Source organism: Aeromonas sp. (assembly GCF_050633025.1).
Classification (GTDB): domain Bacteria; phylum Pseudomonadota; class Gammaproteobacteria; order Enterobacterales; family Aeromonadaceae; genus Aeromonas.
Genome location: NZ_JBODRQ010000084.1, coordinates 1 through 16,639 on the forward strand (window position 1 = coordinate 1; position 16,639 = coordinate 16,639).

At 60.1% G+C, this 16,639-nt stretch carries 10 protein-coding genes and 1 pseudogene; 3 read left to right on the forward strand and 8 right to left on the reverse strand.

What is annotated here, in order from left to right; genetic code table 11:
- Both ACRAUW_RS12050 and ACRAUW_RS12055 read left to right on the forward strand, forming a co-directional pair.
- Positions 1 to 76, forward strand: a pseudogene (locus ACRAUW_RS12050) (2-amino-4-hydroxy-6-hydroxymethyldihydropteridine diphosphokinase); the annotation flags it as partial.
- A gap of 98 nt (positions 77 to 174) precedes the next feature.
- On the forward strand, positions 175 to 663 hold the full coding sequence (locus ACRAUW_RS12055) for a YbaK/EbsC family protein (protein WP_158113362.1): 489 nt from the start codon (positions 175 to 177) through the stop codon (positions 661 to 663).
- A 127-nt stretch (positions 664 to 790) separates the two neighbouring features.
- Here ACRAUW_RS12055 and ACRAUW_RS12060 read toward each other — a convergent pair whose 3' ends face one another.
- The 5 genes from ACRAUW_RS12060 to ACRAUW_RS12080 form a co-directional block, all read right to left on the reverse strand.
- Positions 791 to 1,918, reverse strand: a complete 1,128-nt coding sequence (locus tag ACRAUW_RS12060) for a CobW family GTP-binding protein (protein WP_431362472.1) — start codon at positions 1,916 to 1,918, stop codon at positions 791 to 793.
- Between the two features lie 9 nt (positions 1,919 to 1,927).
- A complete protein-coding gene (locus tag ACRAUW_RS12065) occupies positions 1,928 to 3,322 on the reverse strand; it encodes a D-arabinono-1,4-lactone oxidase (RefSeq protein WP_431362473.1) in 1,395 nt (464 codons plus the stop codon).
- Positions 3,323 to 3,472: 150 nt separating this feature from the next.
- Positions 3,473 to 5,071: an EAL domain-containing protein gene (locus tag ACRAUW_RS12070; RefSeq protein WP_431362474.1), complete on the reverse strand. Its 1,599-nt coding sequence runs from the start codon at positions 5,069 to 5,071 to the stop codon at positions 3,473 to 3,475.
- Between the two features lie 283 nt (positions 5,072 to 5,354).
- Complete coding sequence (gene acnB, locus ACRAUW_RS12075) at positions 5,355 to 7,952, reverse strand: bifunctional aconitate hydratase 2/2-methylisocitrate dehydratase (protein WP_431362475.1); 2,598 nt, start codon at positions 7,950 to 7,952, stop codon at positions 5,355 to 5,357.
- Positions 7,953 to 8,181: 229 nt separating this feature from the next.
- A complete protein-coding gene (locus ACRAUW_RS12080) occupies positions 8,182 to 10,443 on the reverse strand; it encodes a patatin-like phospholipase family protein (protein WP_431362476.1) in 2,262 nt (753 codons plus the stop codon).
- A 233-nt stretch (positions 10,444 to 10,676) separates the two neighbouring features.
- On the opposite strand from ACRAUW_RS12080, the gene ACRAUW_RS12085 reads away from it, so the two are divergent.
- Complete coding sequence (locus ACRAUW_RS12085; protein WP_431362479.1) at positions 10,677 to 12,587, forward strand: methyl-accepting chemotaxis protein; 1,911 nt, start codon at positions 10,677 to 10,679, stop codon at positions 12,585 to 12,587.
- A gap of 84 nt (positions 12,588 to 12,671) precedes the next feature.
- Here the strand turns inward: ACRAUW_RS12085 and ACRAUW_RS12090 are convergent, their stop codons facing one another.
- The 3 genes from ACRAUW_RS12090 to aceF form a co-directional block, all read right to left on the reverse strand.
- Positions 12,672 to 13,634 (reverse strand): sensor domain-containing diguanylate cyclase, encoded by a 963-nt coding sequence (locus tag ACRAUW_RS12090; RefSeq protein ID WP_431362477.1) that lies wholly within the window; start codon positions 13,632 to 13,634, stop codon positions 12,672 to 12,674.
- A gap of 124 nt (positions 13,635 to 13,758) precedes the next feature.
- Positions 13,759 to 15,186, reverse strand: coding sequence for a dihydrolipoyl dehydrogenase (gene lpdA, locus ACRAUW_RS12095; protein WP_005336123.1), 1,428 nt, complete (start codon positions 15,184 to 15,186; stop codon positions 13,759 to 13,761).
- A 148-nt stretch (positions 15,187 to 15,334) separates the two neighbouring features.
- Positions 15,335 to 16,639 (reverse strand): dihydrolipoyllysine-residue acetyltransferase (aceF, locus tag ACRAUW_RS12100; RefSeq protein WP_431362478.1); only part of this gene is annotated, 1,305 nt, incomplete at its 5' end.

A 16,639-nucleotide genomic window follows, 5' to 3' on the forward strand; every position in this document is an offset into this window, starting at 1 on the left:
AGCCTATGACAAGGCCTCCCAGCAGCTGTGCCCCATTCCCTTTCACTGGGAAGCGAGCGAATTGCAGCATCACTGATCCACAAGGGCGCCTCACGGCGCCCTTGTCGTTTATAGCAGATAAGAGGGCCTGACCCTGCGAGGCTGGCAGGATAGCGCCCACTACAGGAGAACCCCATGCCACTCGATACCATTCACCATTTCAACTGCCAGCTGCTGGCCGAACTGCCACACCAGCGCTATGAGCACGAGCCCATCCTCGACTACGCCACCGATGAAAAGGTCAAGGCCCGCCTCGGCTGGCAAGCTGAGTTCAGCAAGACCCTGTTTCTCAAGTTTAAGGATGGCCGCTTCGCCCTGCTGCTGACCCACAGAGACGGACGGCTCGACAACAAAGCGGTCAAGGCCGCTCTCGGTGCCAAGCCCTCCATCTGCACCGCCGAGGAGATGCAGGCGGAGATCGGCTGCCTGCCGGGAGCGGTCTGCCCCTTCCTGCCCCGCGCCGATATTCCGCTACTGGTGGACCCGCAACTGCTCAACCACACCGCCTTCACCTGGACTCCGGGCCACCCGGAGCAGACCTTTCTGCTGGCGACCGAGCATCTGGCCGAAGTGCTGGCGCAGCTCCCCTGCCAGGTCAGCTATCTACCCGCACCGATGGCGTAACACTTTCTCGCACCAGCAGGGCCAAGATCAGCGCCGCCAGCAAAGGCTGTGCTCTGGCCCCCCCCTCTCCCATCGCTTGCATAAAAAGAGGCACGCTCTCGTTGTTACGGGCGGTTCATGTCAGACATCAGGCATCCGGCTGGCCAAGCATGGCTTTGAGCCGCTCTTCCAGAGTGGGCTCGGGAGCCTTGAGGGTCGCCATAAAGAGCTGCTCGATACCGGCCTTGTCCTGACTCTTGACGATAAACACCAGCCGGGACTGGGCCTTGCCCTCCGGCCAGTCGCCCAATGCCTGCAGCGGATAGAGCTGGCCGTGGACACCGTGGATCACCACCGGCTGGCTCTCCCCTTCCAGCTGCAAGATCCCCTTGAGCCGCAACAGAGCATCGCCGTATTGGGCCTGCACCGCATCGATGGCGGCCAGCAGGCGGGAGGGCTTGAGTGGCTCGCCGATACGCAAAGAGAAACTCTCGATGTTGCCGTGCTCGAAGTGGGTGGGCGCAGCTGTGCCCACCTTGGCGGCGAACGGTTGCATCTTCGGCTGCATGGGTGATGCCAGCCCCTGCTTGGGGGATTCGGTGCGCAGCCAGGCCAGCAGCTGGCGCACATCGCGCCCGGCCGCTTCGTTGTAGACACCGAGCTTCTCCAGCACCGCTGGCGACAGTTCGCCATTGGTCACCTGCTGGATCGGGGCCGCAGGATTGAGGGCCGCCAGCTGGGCTTCGACCCGCGCCAGCTGCTCGCCATCCACCAGATCCCCCTTGCTCACCACCAGCAGATCCGCCAGCGCCACCTGTTTCACCGCTTCATATTGAGCCGCCAGCTGCTGCTCGATATGGCCGGCATCCACCACGGTGACGGTGCCATCGAAGCGGTAGCGCTGAGCGATAAAGCCCTCTTCGCGCAGGGTAAAGAGCACTGGAGCCGGATCGGCGAGGCCAGTGGTCTCGATAATCAGCCGCTTGAACGGTTTGATCTTGCGCTGGATGGCCTTCATAAAGAGCCCCTGCAACGCCTCCACCAGAGAGCCCTGCACCGAGCAGCAGATGCAGCCGGAGTCGAGCAGCATCACCTGCTCATCCACCTGTTGCACCAGATGGTGATCCAGCCCCACCGAGCCGAATTCGTTGATCAGCACGGCGCACTCGCCGAGCTCCGGCTGCTTGACCCAGTGGTTGAGCAAGGTGGTCTTGCCGCTACCGAGAAAACCGGTCAGCAGGGTCACGGGAATTCGAGTGTCTTGCATATCAGTCATGTTCAATCCTTACCGGTTGGCAAACAGATCGCTGAGCCAGCGGTTTTCAAAACAGCCGTGCGGGTCGAGCTCGCGCTGCAAGGCCACAAAGTCGTTCCAGCGCGGCAGCAGGGCCGGGAAGTCGTAGAGATCCATCGCCAGATGCTTGCCGAAGTGGGGGATGCCGCCAAGCGGCGCCAGCAGTTGCTGCAGCTCGCGCATCTGCTCCATGGAGCCGTTGACGAAGGTGCCGTCCGCCGCCAGATAGACCAGAAAACCGATCCAGCAGACCGACTGGCCATAAGCGGCGCTGAGCCAGGCCTCGGAGGGGCCGGTGCAGCGCAGGATAAAGGGGTAGTGCAACACGCCCGGATTGGCCTGCTGCCAGGCTTGCAGAGTCTCCAGCGCCTCGTTCATGCGATGAAGCGGTACCGCCACCTCACAGTTGATCTGGGGGGCCGGGATCCCCTTGCAGAGGATCTGGTAGACGTTGCCCACCAGATCGGAGGCATCCTTGAAGCGGCGCACCGTCTCGAAGTGCTCCCCCGCCAACGCCTCATCCTTGGTGTCCTTCGCCATCTTCTGCAGGGTGGCATCTATGGTGGCGTTCATGCGGGCGTCGATATCGTCATCCAACAGCAGCGGCTCGCTGCCACCGGCGCGGTAGCGGGCCACCTCGTCATCGGAGGCGGGGTCCACCAGCCAAATGTGGCTCTCACCGGTCCAGGCAAACCACCAGCTCTTCACAAAGCCGTGCTCGCGGTTGAGTCGCTCGTTATGCTCCAAGAGGAAGGGGTAGTCGGTGGTGAACTTGGTGCAACGCATGATGCGGTTGGGCACGGTGCGCAGTGTGACGTCGAGCAGGACGCCGAGCATCCCCATCCCCATCACGAAGGCGCCGAAGCGCGGATCGGTGCGATCTACCCGGATAATGTCGCCATTGGCCAGCATCACCGTCATCGCCTCCACCGCATCGCAAAGGGCAGACTGATGTAGCCCCTGACCGTGGGTGCCGGTGCTGAGGGCGCCGCCCAGGGTCTGGATGCCGATAACGCCCGGGGATGCGGGCAGCATCCGCTCCATGGCGATCAGCTCGGCATAGACGGTATCGAGGGGCGTACCCGCCTGATAGGTGACGGTATCGGCAGTTTTGGACAGCTGGCCGCGCAGGTGGTGCAAGTCCACCAGCAGTGCCTGACTGCCCTCGGCATAGACGCTGTGGATGGGTTCGAAGGAGAGGCCGGATCCGATAAGGCGCAGCTTGCGCTCGGGGTGTTCCCGCAGCAGCATTTGCAACTCGTCGCGGCTTTTCGGGCGCCACACCTGATCCAGCGCCCCGAGGGGATTGGTTCTCGACCAGTTGAACAGCACCTCCCGATTTCCAATCGCTTTGATGCTGTGAAATGCCTGGAACTGAACCGTCATACCGCGCCTCATCTTTTACTGACGTCAAAATGAGCGCCGATTCTACCGAAAAGCGAGCGCCAAGGCATGAAAAACCAGCCCCAGCACTGGAGGGTCTGGTGGGAACCCCCTTTATGACGGGAGCTTGGCCAAACATCGCTCATGGCTAAATCAGGTCGCGGTCGAGATCCCCTCTATCCCATCTGGCTGCTGGCTCTCTGCCTCTGCCTCTGCCTCTGCCGGCCGCAGCTCCTCGCAGAACTGGCTCAGCGACATGGGGTGGGCAAACAGATACCCCTGCAGATAGTCAACCCCTTTGGCTCTGAGGTAGTCAGCCTGACGCTCGTTCTCTACCCCTTCTGCCACCAGCGCCAGTCCAAGCCGGGTTGCCAGATCGATCACGTTGTCCACGATATGTTCCGACAGTGACTCGGTGCCGATTCGAGCGATAAAAGACTGGTCGATTTTGAGGCAATCCACATGAAACTGCTGCAGATAAGCCAGACTGGAGTGGCCGGTACCAAAGTCATCGATAGCGAGCTTGACCCCCATCTCATCCAGCTGGCGGAACAGGGAGAGAGTCTGGGGATCCGACACCAGCAGTTCTCTCTCGGTCAATTCCAGCACCAGCACCACCTTGCCGGGGACGAAGTGACCGAGGAAGGCACGACACTCGGCCAGCAGGGCAAAATCGTGGCAATGAGCGGCGCTGATATTGAAGCTGATATGAAAGCCATCGGGCAACTGCTCCTGAGAGCGGTTCAACCGTGTCGCCACCTGCTTCATGATATGGGTAGTCATGGGGACGATCAGCCCTGACTCTTCCGCTTGCGGGATAAAGAGATCGGGCCGGATCACCCCCTCTTTGGCATGTTGCCAACGCATCAGCACTTCGGCGCCCATCATCTTGCCATTGTGGCTGGCAATCAGCGGCTGCAGATAGGGGACAAACTCCCTGGCTCGCAAAGCGCGTCGCAGCTCATCCGTTGGCGAGCCGGGACGACCAAGCACCCACCACACCAACCAGGCCAACAGCAGGGAAGAGACTGCCAGCCACACCAGCGCCACATACCGCGCGGCCCACAGTGACGTCCAGTAGATCGGCATGGCATAACCGGCATGAACGGTGAAAGGGTAACGGGAGGAGCTGAGGGCAAAGCTGAACCCACGATGGAAGGTGGGCGTTTTGCTCCGATAGCGGCCCGACTCATCGAGCCAGGCCGACCCCACCTGCAGATAGAGTGCGCTGGATTTTCCACTCAGGGAGAGCATAAAGCTGAGTTGGGTGCTGTCGATGGCACTCAGGGCAGCATCCTTGCCCTGCTCGGTGCGCACCACCAGCAGCGGGTGATTCTGCCGCACCCGGTTGCCACTCATCAGCAGCAGCTTGCGGCCGGTGTAGATGGAGCCATCATCGGCATCATTGACCTCACCAAACAGCGAGGTGCAATTGAGGATGCCATTGTGAACCAAATTGACCGAACGCAAAAAAGGCTCCAGCGCAACCTTGGTGCGCAGGATTAACTTGTTCTCTGCGCACGGGGCATTGGCCAGCGGCAACACCTCCCGATTGGCCTGCTCGGCGCGATCCAGCATCGACTCCATCAGGGTTCTGGCCTTGTGGGCCGAGGCGCTGGATTCCGCATTCAGCTCCTGCACATAATTGCTGTGGATGAGCCAGCTCCCCACCAGCAGCGGCAAGGTAAAAACCAGCAAGGCCACGCCGAAGCGCAACCCGGTTAGGGAGAGATCGATCCTGAACAGAAACATAGAGAACCACGCCGCAATTCGTCAGGCCTGCCCAGTGCAAGCATCCAGTGAACAGATATCCACTTTCTCTCGATAACGATGCCGCATCATTACCGTTCATAACCAAATAACATAACGCAAAAAATTTATAAAACGAACCACCAAACTGGAGGTTGGCTCTCTCTAGCAAGAGATTGTGCAAACAATCTTCAAAAAAGACGGTGAATAACACACAAATAAATAATGCCGCGTAAATACGCGGCATTATTGGCTTTTTATCGCGCAAAATTGCGCAAGAACTCCCTTAAACGGCTTGTTGCAGGATCACCGCATCGGCCTTCTTGGTGTAGGAGGCGATCTCGTTGAAGTTGAGGTAGCGGTAAGTATCTGCCGCAGTGGCATCGAGCGCCTTGGCGTATTGCAGGTACTCCGCCACGGTCGGGATCTTGCCGAGGATGGCGGCAACGGCGGCCAGCTCCGCAGAGGCCAGATAGACGTTGGCACCTTTACCCAGACGGTTCGGGAAGTTACGGGTGGAGGTGGAGACCACGGAGGCCCCTTCCGCTACCCGCGCCTGGTTGCCCATGCAGAGGGAGCAGCCCGGGATCTCGATGCGGGCACCGACGCGACCAAAGATGCCGTAGTAGCCCTCTTCGGTCAGCTGATCCTTGTCCATCTTGGTGGGCGGCGCGATCCACATCCGGGTCGGCAGCTCGCCCTGATACTTCTCGAGCAGTTTGCCGGCGGCACGGAAGTGGCCGATGTTGGTCATGCAGGAACCGATGAACACTTCATCGATCTTGTCGCCAGCCACGTCGCTCAGCAGACGGGCGTCGTCCGGGTCGTTCGGCGCGCACAGGATCGGCTCCTTGATGGTGGCCAGATCGATCTCGATGATCTCGGCATACTCGGCATCCTTGTCCGCTTCCATCAGGGTCGGGTTGGCCAACCACTCTTCCATCCCCTTGATGCGACGGGTGATGGTGCGCACATCGCCGTAGCCTTCTGAGAGCATCCATTTCAGCATCACTATGTTGGACTTCAGATACTCGATAATCGGCTCTTTATCCAGCTTGATGGTGCAACCGGCAGCGGAGCGCTCGGCGCTGGCGTCCGCCAGCTCGAACGCCTGCTCCACTTTCAGGGTCGGCAGACCTTCGATCTCGAGGATACGGCCGGAGAAGATGTTCTTCTTGCCCGCTTTCTCGACGGTCAGCAGCCCTTTCTGGATGGCGGCATAGGGGATGGCATGAACCAGATCACGCAGGGTGATGCCCGGTTGCAGTTCACCCTTGAAGCGCACCAGCACGGACTCCGGCATGTCCAGCGGCATCACGCCGGTGGCGGCGGCGAAGGCCACCAGACCGGAACCCGCCGGGAAGGAGATGCCGATGGGGAAACGGGTGTGGGAGTCACCACCGGTACCCACGGTATCCGGCAGCAGCATGCGGTTCAGCCAGGAGTGGATGACGCCGTCACCCGGACGCAAGCTCACACCGCCGCGGTTCATGATGAAGTCCGGCAGGGTGTGGTGGGTCTGTACGTCGATGGGCTTGGGATAGGCCGCGGTGTGGCAGAAGGACTGCATGGTCAGATCGGCGGAGAAGCCGAGGCAGGCCAGATCTTTGAGCTCGTCGCGGGTCATCGGGCCCGTGGTGTCCTGGGAGCCGACCGTGGTCATCTTGGGCTCGCAGTAAGTGCCCGGGCGAATGCCCTTCACGCCGCACGCCTTGCCCACCATCTTCTGGGCCAGGGTGAAGCCTTTACCGGTATCTGCCACCGGCTGCGGGCGACGGAACACGGTGGAGAACGGCAGACCCAGCGCTTCGCGGGCCTTGTCAGTGAGGCCGCGACCGATGATCAGCGGAATACGGCCACCGGCGCGCACTTCGTCGATCAGCACGTCGGTTTTCAGTTCAAACTGCGCCAGCACCTGTTCGGTGCCGTGTTTGCAGATCTTGCCGGCAAAGGGGTAGATGTCGATCACATCGCCCATCTCCAGCTTGGAAACGTCCACCTCAATGGGCAGGGCGCCGGCATCTTCCATGGTGTTGAAGAAGATTGGGGCAATCTTGCCACCCAGACAGACACCGCCAGCGCGCTTGTTCGGCACGAACGAAATGTCGTCGCCCATAAACCAGAGCACCGAGTTGGTGGCGGATTTACGGGAAGAGCCGGTACCGACCACGTCACCGACATAGGCCAGCGGGAAGCCTTTCTCTTTCAGGGCATCGATGGTCTTGATGGGGCCGACGGCGCCATCCTTGTCCGGGGTAATGCCGGGACGGGCGTTTTTCAGCATCGCCAGCGCGTGCAACGGAATGTCCGGGCGGGACCAGGCGTCCGGTGCCGGAGAGAGGTCGTCGGTGTTGGTTTCGCCGGTCACCTTGAACACGGTGACGGTAATCTTCTCGGCCAGCTCCGGGCGGGAGAGGAACCACTCGGCATCAGCCCAGGATTGCATCACCTGTTTGGCGTGGACATTGCCAGCCTTGGCCTTCTCTTCCACGTCGTGGAAGGAGTCAAACATCAGCAGGGTGTGGGAGAGCCCCTTGGCGGCAAGCGGCGCCAGGGTCGCGTGATCCAGCAGGTCGATCAGCGGTTGAATGTTGTAACCACCCTGCATGGTGCCCAGCAGCTCAACGGCTTCGGCGGCAGTCAGAATGGGGGAGTGGGCTTCGCCCTTGGCGACGGCGGTGAGGAAACCGGCTTTGACATAGGCCGCTTCATCAACACCGGGGGGAATACGGGAGGACAACAGCTCTTTCAGAAAGTCTTGTTCGCCGGCGGGCGGGTTCTTGATCAGTTCAACCAGGGCAGCGACCTGCTCTGCATCCAGAGGTTTGGCAACCACGCCCTCAGCGGCACGTTCTGCGACGTGTTTACGGTATGTTTCAAGCACGACTAATTCCTCTTTGGTCTTTTTTTGGGGTTCGCCCACGCTCGCGGCGATCGTCCTTGCGGGACACCCCGTAGGGTGCTCCCCACTATATAAGTTTTAACGACTAATTAAAATCCAAACCCTGTTTACTTATTCATCACAAAATCGCAACCGATTAAACAGACTGGTATTTTTTGAAAATTAATTGAACACCCTCAACCAGTGTTAACAAATTGGCATCATTTCGGCATTATTCGAACGTACTGCCCAATTGCAGATAGAAGACGTCATTGCCCCCCTCCGCCATGCCGTAGCCGAGGAACACAGGACCGAGGAAGCTCTCCACCCCGACATAAACCGACCCGGCGGTAAACGAGCTCTCCAGACTGATATCCTCACCCTTGTTCCAGACCCCGCCCTGCTCCAGAGATCCACCCAGATAGAGCGGCATCTTGAGGGCACCGAAGTCGTTGTCCGCTACCCGATAGATGTAGCGCAGGCCACCAAACAGGCTGTAGCGACCGCTCAGCTGGTAGCGCTGGAAACCGGAGAGGCGGAACAACCCGCCCAGATCCTGAATATGCAGCGGCACCACCTCTTCACTGCCCGAGCCGCCCCCTTCGAGGATCAGGTTGAGGCTATGTCTGTCCCATGACCAGGGCTTGATCATCGAAAGCTGATAATTCCAGCCTTCACTGCGGCCATCTGCTGACTCGAGTCCATCCACACTGACGTGGGAGTGGCCCAGTTTCATGTCCCATTTCACCCCCTGATAGGGGAAATAGCGGCTATCCAGATTGTCGTGTTCAAAGCGGACATAGGGGCCCCACGCCGTGGCATCCATCTCCAGCCCCTTGAAGTTCTTCACATCAATCGTGCCCAGTTGTCCCTCCAGTCCCATCGACAACCGGCTCCAGGGCTGGCGGTTCCAGCCCACCGCCAGATCACCGCTGAAGAAGGAGTATTCGGAGTCGAGATAGCTTATCGAAACCGTCTCGGGATCCGGATTGGGGAAAAACAGACGGCGCAGGGTCTGGTCATAGGCCAGGCTCGCCTCGCCATAGAAGGTCTGGGAGGGTTCTAGCGGGGTATAGAAGTCGGTCTTGATATGTTTGGCCGTACCCAGCGACGCTTCGGTCAGCCACTCCGCTCCCCACTCGTTGACGTTGGTGAGGGTATAGGACATGCCGACGTTGTAGTTGGAGGTGTTCTCGAAGTCATCGGTGAAACCGAACTGGAAGTTGAGGTAACCCGGCCCCCAGTTCTTCTCGCTGGCATCCACCAGCAGCACGTTCTCCCCATCGCGCTCCTCCACCTCGTAGGTGATGCGATCGAACGACTCAAGGGCATAGAGGCGGCGAATGCCCGCTTCCAGACTCTCGTTGGTCTGCACCTTGTCCGGCCGCACTTTCAGCATGGCGCGCACCGTCTCGTCGGAGAGGCGCGACTTGTTGATAATCTCCACCTTGTCGATAAAGTAGGCGGGCTGACCGCTACGCTCGGCACGGCGGCTCAGCTTCTGGTTGCGATAGGCGTTGTACTGCGCCTTGGTGAGCGACAGTTTATCGAGTTCCAGCGACACCTTGTCAGCCGCCGTCTCACCAATCTTGATCCCCTCCGGCATGCGGGCAAAGTCGGCGATCCCCATATCGCCAAACTCGGGGGCGATCAGAATATCCTTCGGTCCCATCAGCGCCTTCTGCTTGTCGGTGCCCACCTGGGTCATGTAGGTGGTGAGCTGGTCAATCATCGCCAACCCTGACTTGAGGGACTCCCGGGTGCGCAGCCTGGCGCTGATATCCACCGCGATCACCACATCGGCTCCCATCGCCTTGGCGACATCCACCGGCATGTTGTTGACGCTGCCGCCGTCCGCCAGGATGTGCCCCTCCCACTCCACCGGCTTGAGCGCGCCGGGGATGGACATGGAAGCCTGCATCGCCTTGGCAAGGCTGCCGTGATCCAGCACGAAGGGGGTGACCGTCTCCATGTCGGTCGCCATGGCGCGGTAGGGAATGGGGAGATCATCGAAGCTCTCCTGCACCGGCAGGTTGGAGGTGGCCCCCCGCAGCAGGCTGGCCATGGATTGGCCCTGGAAGAAACCGTCCGGCAGCTGGGTGGTGTCGCCATTCACCCCGATGTCGGTGCGCAGCTGATATTGCTCGTTCTGCTGCTTCTTGCGCAGGGAGAGCTCATCGCGGCCCACCTTGTCCTGATACCCCTTGTTCCAGTCGATGGCCAGCGTAGTGCGCTCCACCTCCTCGGCACTGAACCCCATGGCGTACATCCCCGCCACATAGGAGCCCATACTGGTACCGACTATGATGTCGACCGGAATCCGTTTCTGCTCCAGCACCTTGAGGATGCCGATATGGGCAGACCCCTTGGCGCCGCCGCCGCTGAGCACCACCGCAATTTTCGGGCGCTCCCCCTGTGCCGCCACAGCCAGCAGCGGCATCGCCGCCAGCATCACCAAAAGCAGACGGGTCCATCCCGCACCTAAGCTGCGCATCATATTTTCCATATTATTCAGAGGGTCAGTCACCAAGGATGGTCTCTACTATAAGGGGCCGGAGCACAAGCGCAACCGCCATTCCGGTCAGATTGCCCCCTCTCGGATCCACTTGTCCGCCCGCCCCTTGTGAGCGCAAACGTAATCCGTAAAAAAAGGCCAGCCAGACTCACAGGTGTAGTTGCGCAGCCTTTAATATGAAGGTTGTCAATTTGCAACCTTTGAGCACCTTTATGCTGGCAACCCTCACTCTTAAACAGAAAATACTGGCTACGGTCACCCTGGCCGTGGTCATCTCATGCCTGCTGGTAGGCTACTTCAGCCAACGTTCGGCCCAGCAACTGATCGAAAACCGGATGTACGAGCAGGAGCTGCCCAACCTGACCCAACGGATCAGCAAGGAGATTGAACAGGATCTCCACGGCATCGCCCAGGCAGCCCGCCAACTGGCCACCGACCGCTTCATCCTCGACTGGGTGGACCGGGGCATGCCCAAAGAGCAGGAGCCAATCCTCATCAACCAGCTCAAGGATGTGGCCAACCAGTATGGTCTGGTGACAGCCTCCTTCGCCGACCGCCAGAGTGCCGCCTACTACAACCAGGATGGCTTTCTGCGCAACCTTACCCCCACGCAAGATGCTTGGTTCTATGCCTACACCAAGAGCCAGAAGGAGATGACCCTCAGCATCTTCCGCGAGAGCAACGGCGAGGTGAAGCTGTTCGTCAACTTCCAGCAGCTCAACGGGCGCGGGCTGGCCGGCTTTGCCAAATCCCTCGACACCATGGTGACCATGGTCTCCAACTTCCGGCTGGAAGAGAGCGGCATCGTCTTTATGGTCGATGGCAGCGGCAAGGTGAAGCTGCACCCCGAGGCCAACCGCATCGAGCGTGACACTCTTGGCAACATTGCCAGCGGCGATACCGGCAGCCTGCTGGCCAAGCGGCCCTTTGCCGTGATCAGCGCCGAAGTCAGTGGCGAGCCCATGGTACTGGCCAGCAGCTATATCCCGCTGCTCGACTGGTATCTGGTGGCCCAGGTGCCACAAGCCGAGATCTATGCCGAGCTCGATCAGACCCGCAACGAGATCCTGATGATCTCGCTGGTGATCGCGCTAGCCATGGGGCTAATGGGGATACTGCTGGCAGGTTCGGTCACTCGTCCACTCAACGAGCTGGCCCGCCTGTTCAAGGAGCTGGGCAGCGGCGATGGGGATCTTACCCAGCGCCTGAAAGTGGAAGGGCGTGACGAGCTGAGTCAGGTCGCCACCGGCTTCAACAACTTCGTCGCCAAGATCCACGGTTCCATCGAGCAGGTGGCGGAGAACTCCCGCCAGCTCGCGGCCACCGCCAACGAGGTGGCCAACAAGGCGCAGCTGACCCAGCACAACTGCACCACCCAGCGCGACCGTACCGTGCAGGTGGCCACCGCCATTCACGAGATGGGGGCCACGGTGAGCGAGATTGCCAGCAACGCTTCGCTGGCGGCCGGTGTGGCCAAGCAAGCCAACAATCAGGCCGAAGCGGGAGCTGTAGTAGTGGCACAGGCGCGTAACGGCAGCGTCGGCCTCTCCGGCGAGATCGAACAGGTGGCAGGGGTCATCGAATCGCTGGCAAGCCAGACCGACTCCATCGGCAGCATCCTCGAAACCATTCACAGCATCTCGGAGCAGACCAACCTGCTGGCACTAAATGCAGCCATCGAGGCCGCTCGCGCCGGTGAACAAGGCCGCGGTTTCGCCGTGGTGGCAGATGAGGTGCGCAATCTGGCCAACCGCTCCGCCGCCTCGACCGCCGAGATCCAGGGGATGATCAACCGCTTGCAGGAACAGAGTACCCGTGCCGTCAGCGCCATGGCACAGGGGCGAAATCAGAGTCTCGAAGTAGTGAGCCAGGCCGATGAGGCCAACGCCGCCCTCGGCCAGATCACCGCCCACATCACCCAGATCAACGACATGAACATCCAGGTCGCCACCGCCACCGAGGAGCAGTCGAGCGTGGTCGGCGAGATCAACCGCAACGTGGAAGATATCAACCAGCTCACCATGGAGACCGCAGATATCGCCCACCAACTGACCGAATCGAGCCGCACTCTGCAGCAGCTCTCCGGTCAGCTGGACAAGCTGGTTGGCAACTTCCGGCTCTAATCCCGACCATGACCTGAGTCATCAACAACAGAGAGCGCCGTGGCGCTCTCTGTTGTTTTGGTGGCGGCTAATCCGGCATAGCTGTCAGCCCTTGCCATCCCGTTTGCGCTGATACATCAGCTCATCCGCGCGGGTGAGCAGCTCGGCAAGGGAGGCACAGCCGCGCCCGTCATAACAGACAATCCCGGTGCTGCAGGTCAGCGCATAACCGCAACTACTGTGCTGATTGTGCTCGGCCAACATGGCATTGAAACGCTCATAAGCCAGTTGCGCCTGCGCCTCTACCACATTGGACAACAGGACGGCGAACTCATCGCCGCCCATGCGGGCGAACACGTCGGCGCCACGAAAAGCCTGCTTGAGCAGAGTTGCAAAGGCGATCAGGGCCCGATCCCCTTCTGCATGCCCCCACCGATCGTTGATCCCCTTGAAGCCATTGAGATCCAGATAGAGCAGCGCCAGCGGCATCTGCAAGCGACTGGCCAGCGAGAGGCTCTTCTCCGCCAGCATCACGAACCCGCGCCGATTGGAGATCAGGGTCAATTCATCAATGGTGGCTAGCTGCACCGCCTCGAGCTCCTGCACCACCATCGCCGCCAGATCCTTGAGCAACCCCACATCCTCATCGCTCAATTCCCGTGGCACCGTATCGATGATGCAGAGCGTCCCCAGTTTGCAGCCGTTGGCGATCCGCAGTGGCTGTCCGGCATAGAAGCGGATGCAAGGCCCGCCCACTACCAGCGGATTGTCGGCAAAGCGGGGATCCTGCGAAGCATCCGGCACGATGAAAGTCTCATTGCCCATGATGGCGTGGCCACAGAACGAAATGTCCCGGGCGGTCTCAAGGACCTCCAGTCCGATACAGGATTTGAACCACTGGCGATCTTCATCCACCAGACTCACCAGCGCGATGGGGACATTGAACACCCGTCGGGCCATGCGGGTCAGCCGGTCAAACCGCTCCTCGGCCTCGGAATCCAGCAAAGAGAGCCGCCGCAGGGTCTCCAACCGCAATGCCTCATCGGGTGGAATGGGTGCTTCTAGCATCGTGCATCTCTCGTCAGTGCCAAAACCTATCTTTAGCATATTGGGCTTTGCTGAAGTCGGGGCAGCAAGGAGAAAACAAAAAGCCGCTCATTCGAGCGGCTTTTTAGACAAGCGGGGAAGAAAATTACTTTTTCTTCTTGGCCTTGGCGTTCGGCAGGTCGGTGATGGAGCCTTCGAACACTTCGGCAGCCAGACCCACAGACTCGTGCAGAGTCGGGTGAGCGTGGATGGTCAGCGCGATATCTTCGGCGTCAGCACCCATCTCGATGGCCAGACCGATTTCACCCAGCAGTTCACCGCCGTTGGTACCCACGATGGCACCACCGATGACGCGGCCGCTCTCCTTGTCGAAGATCAGCTTGGTCATGCCGTCGGAGCAGTCGGACGCAATGGCGCGGCCGGAAGCAGCCCACGGGAAGGTGGCGACTTCGAAGTTCAGGCCCTGTTGCTTGGCTTCCTTCTCGGTCAGACCCACCCATGCCATCTCTGGCTCGGTGTAGGCGATGGACGGGATCACTTTCGGGTCAAAGTAGTGCTTCTTGCCGGCGATCACTTCGGCGGCAACGTGACCTTCATGAACACCTTTGTGCGCCAGCATCGGCTGACCCACGATGTCACCGATGGCGTGGATGTGGGCCACGTTGGTACGCAGTTGCTTGTCCACCTCGATGAAACCGCGCTCGGTCACGGCAACGCCTGCCTTCTCGGCATCCAGCATCTTGCCGTTCGGCACACGACCTACGGCAACCAGCACGTTGTCGTAACGAACAGGCTCGGCCGGAGCGTGCTTGCCTTCATAGGAGACGTACAGGCCGTCTTCGCGCGCTTCAACCGCGGTGACCTTGGTCTCCAGCATGATGTTGAATTTCTTGGCGACGCGCTTGGTGTAGATCTTGACGATGTCTTTGTCGGCAGCCGGAACCAGCTGGTCGGCAAATTCCACCACGTCGATCTCGGAACCCAGAGAGGAGTAAACGGTACCCATCTCCAGGCCGATGATGCCGCCACCGATAACCAGCAGCTTGCCGGGAACGGTTTTCAGCTCCAGCGCATCGGTAGAGTCCCATACGCGGGGGTCATCGTGGGGGATGAACGGCAGTTTCACCGGACGGGAACCGGCCGCGATGATGGCGTTGTCGAAGGTCACGGTAGTCTTGCCGTCGGCACCTTCCACTTCGAGGGTGTTCGGGCCGGTAAATTTACCCAAGCCGTTAACAACCTGAACTTTACGCATCTTGGCCATGCCAGCCAGACCGCCGGTCAGCTGGTTGATAACCTTCTCTTTCCACAGACGGATCTTGTCGATGTCGGTCTGCGGTGCACCGAAGACGATGCCGTGCTCGGCCAGCGCCTTGGCTTCTTCAATCACTTTGGCAACGTGCAGCAGCGCCTTGGAGGGGATGCAGCCCACGTTCAGGCAGACGCCACCCAGGGTGGAGTAACGCTCGACGATAATAGTATCCAGACCCAGGTCGGCTGCACGGAAAGCAGCAGAATAACCGGCAGGACCAGCACCCAGTACTACGACCTGGGTTTTGATTTCTTTACTCATCATGACCTCTTTGTCGTTCTTGTATCCCCGGACAGCGCAGTCTTATACCGAAACGGGTGGCTGCAGCCGTGAAAAAAACGGGGCAAGTTTACGATCATGTTAATGAAATGAGAAGTAAAAAGGGCAGGCTCTGGGCCCGCCCTCTCACTTACAGGACCAGTCGACGAATGTCGGACAGCACGCCGTTCATGGTGGTGATGAAGCGAGCCCCATCGGCACCATCGATCACGCGGTGGTCGTAGCTCAGAGCCAGCGGCAGCATCAGGCGCGGCGCGAACTCTTTACCGTTCCACTTCGGCTTCATCTCGGACTTGGAAACACCGAGGATGGCCACTTCCGGCGCGTTGACGATCGGGGTAAAGCTGGTACCGCCGATGCCACCCAGGCTGGAGATGGTGAAGCAACCGCCCTGCATGTCGGCAGCGGTCAGCTTGCCGGCACGGGCCTTCTTGGAGATCTCGGCCAGATCGCGAGACAGCTCCATGATGCCCTTCTTGTTAACATCACGAACCACAGGCACAACCAGACCGTTGGGGGTATCAACCGCCACACCGATGTGGATGTACTTCTTCATGATCAGCTTGCTGCCATCTTCGGACAGGGAACTGCAGAAGCGCGGGTGAGCTTCCAGCGCCTTGGCGGCGGCTTTCAGGATGAACACCAGCGGGGTGATCTTCACGTCGGCCTTCTGCTTCTCGAGCATCGCGTTCTGCTCTTTGCGGAACGCTTCCAGCTCGGTGGTATCGGCTTCGTCGAACTGGGTGACATGAGGGATCATGACCCAGTTGCGGTGCAGGTTCGGACCGGAGATCTTCTGGATGCGAGTCAGCTCGACCTCTTCCACATCACCGAACTTGCTGAAGTCTACTTTCGGCCACGGCAGTACGCCCAGACCGTTGCCACCGGCTACGCCGGCAGAGGCAGGAACGGACTCGGCACGCTTGATGGCATCCTTCACGTAGGCTTGTACGTCTTCTTTGACGATGCGGCCCTTGCGACCGGAGGCTTTCACCTTGGCCAGGTTGACGCCAAACTCGCGCGCCAGACGGCGTACCGCCGGGGAAGCGTGTACGTAGGCGTCGTTGGCAACGAAATCGGTCGCAGCGGCAGCAACCTGGGCAACCGGTGCCGGAGCAGCGGCAACGGGTGCAGCAGCGACCGGAGCGGCAGCTTGAGCAACCGGCGCGGCGGCAGGAGCCGCGCCAGCCACTTCGAATACCATGATCAGGGAACCAGTGGAGACCTTGTCACCCGCCTTCACCTTGATCTCTTTGACCACACCGGCGAACGGCGCAGGCACTTCCATGGAAGCCTTGTCACCTTCCACAGCGATCAGGGACTGGTCGGCTTCAACCTTGTCACCCACAGCAACCATGATCTCGGTGACTTCCACTTCGTCGCCACCGATATCCGGTACGTTGACCTCTTTGGCCGCAGCGGCAACCGGGGCAGC

What these genes read in the sequence shown, in the direction of transcription:
- ACRAUW_RS12090 (WP_431362477.1), bottom strand. Translation starts at nt 13,634, where the DNA reads ATGCTAGAAGCACCCATTCCACCCGATGAGGCATTGCGGTTGGAGACC.
- ACRAUW_RS12055 (WP_158113362.1), top strand. Translation starts at nt 175, where the DNA reads ATGCCACTCGATACCATTCACCATTTCAACTGCCAGCTGCTGGCCGAA.
- ACRAUW_RS12065 (WP_431362473.1), bottom strand. Translation starts at nt 3,322, where the DNA reads ATGACGGTTCAGTTCCAGGCATTTCACAGCATCAAAGCGATTGGAAAT.
- ACRAUW_RS12080 (WP_431362476.1), bottom strand. Translation starts at nt 10,443, where the DNA reads ATGCGCAGCTTAGGTGCGGGATGGACCCGTCTGCTTTTGGTGATGCTG.
- ACRAUW_RS12070 (WP_431362474.1), bottom strand. Translation starts at nt 5,071, where the DNA reads ATGTTTCTGTTCAGGATCGATCTCTCCCTAACCGGGTTGCGCTTCGGC.
- lpdA (WP_005336123.1), bottom strand. Translation starts at nt 15,186, where the DNA reads ATGAGTAAAGAAATCAAAACCCAGGTCGTAGTACTGGGTGCTGGTCCT.
- ACRAUW_RS12085 (WP_431362479.1), top strand. Translation starts at nt 10,677, where the DNA reads ATGCTGGCAACCCTCACTCTTAAACAGAAAATACTGGCTACGGTCACC.
- ACRAUW_RS12060 (WP_431362472.1), bottom strand. Translation starts at nt 1,918, where the DNA reads ATGACTGATATGCAAGACACTCGAATTCCCGTGACCCTGCTGACCGGT.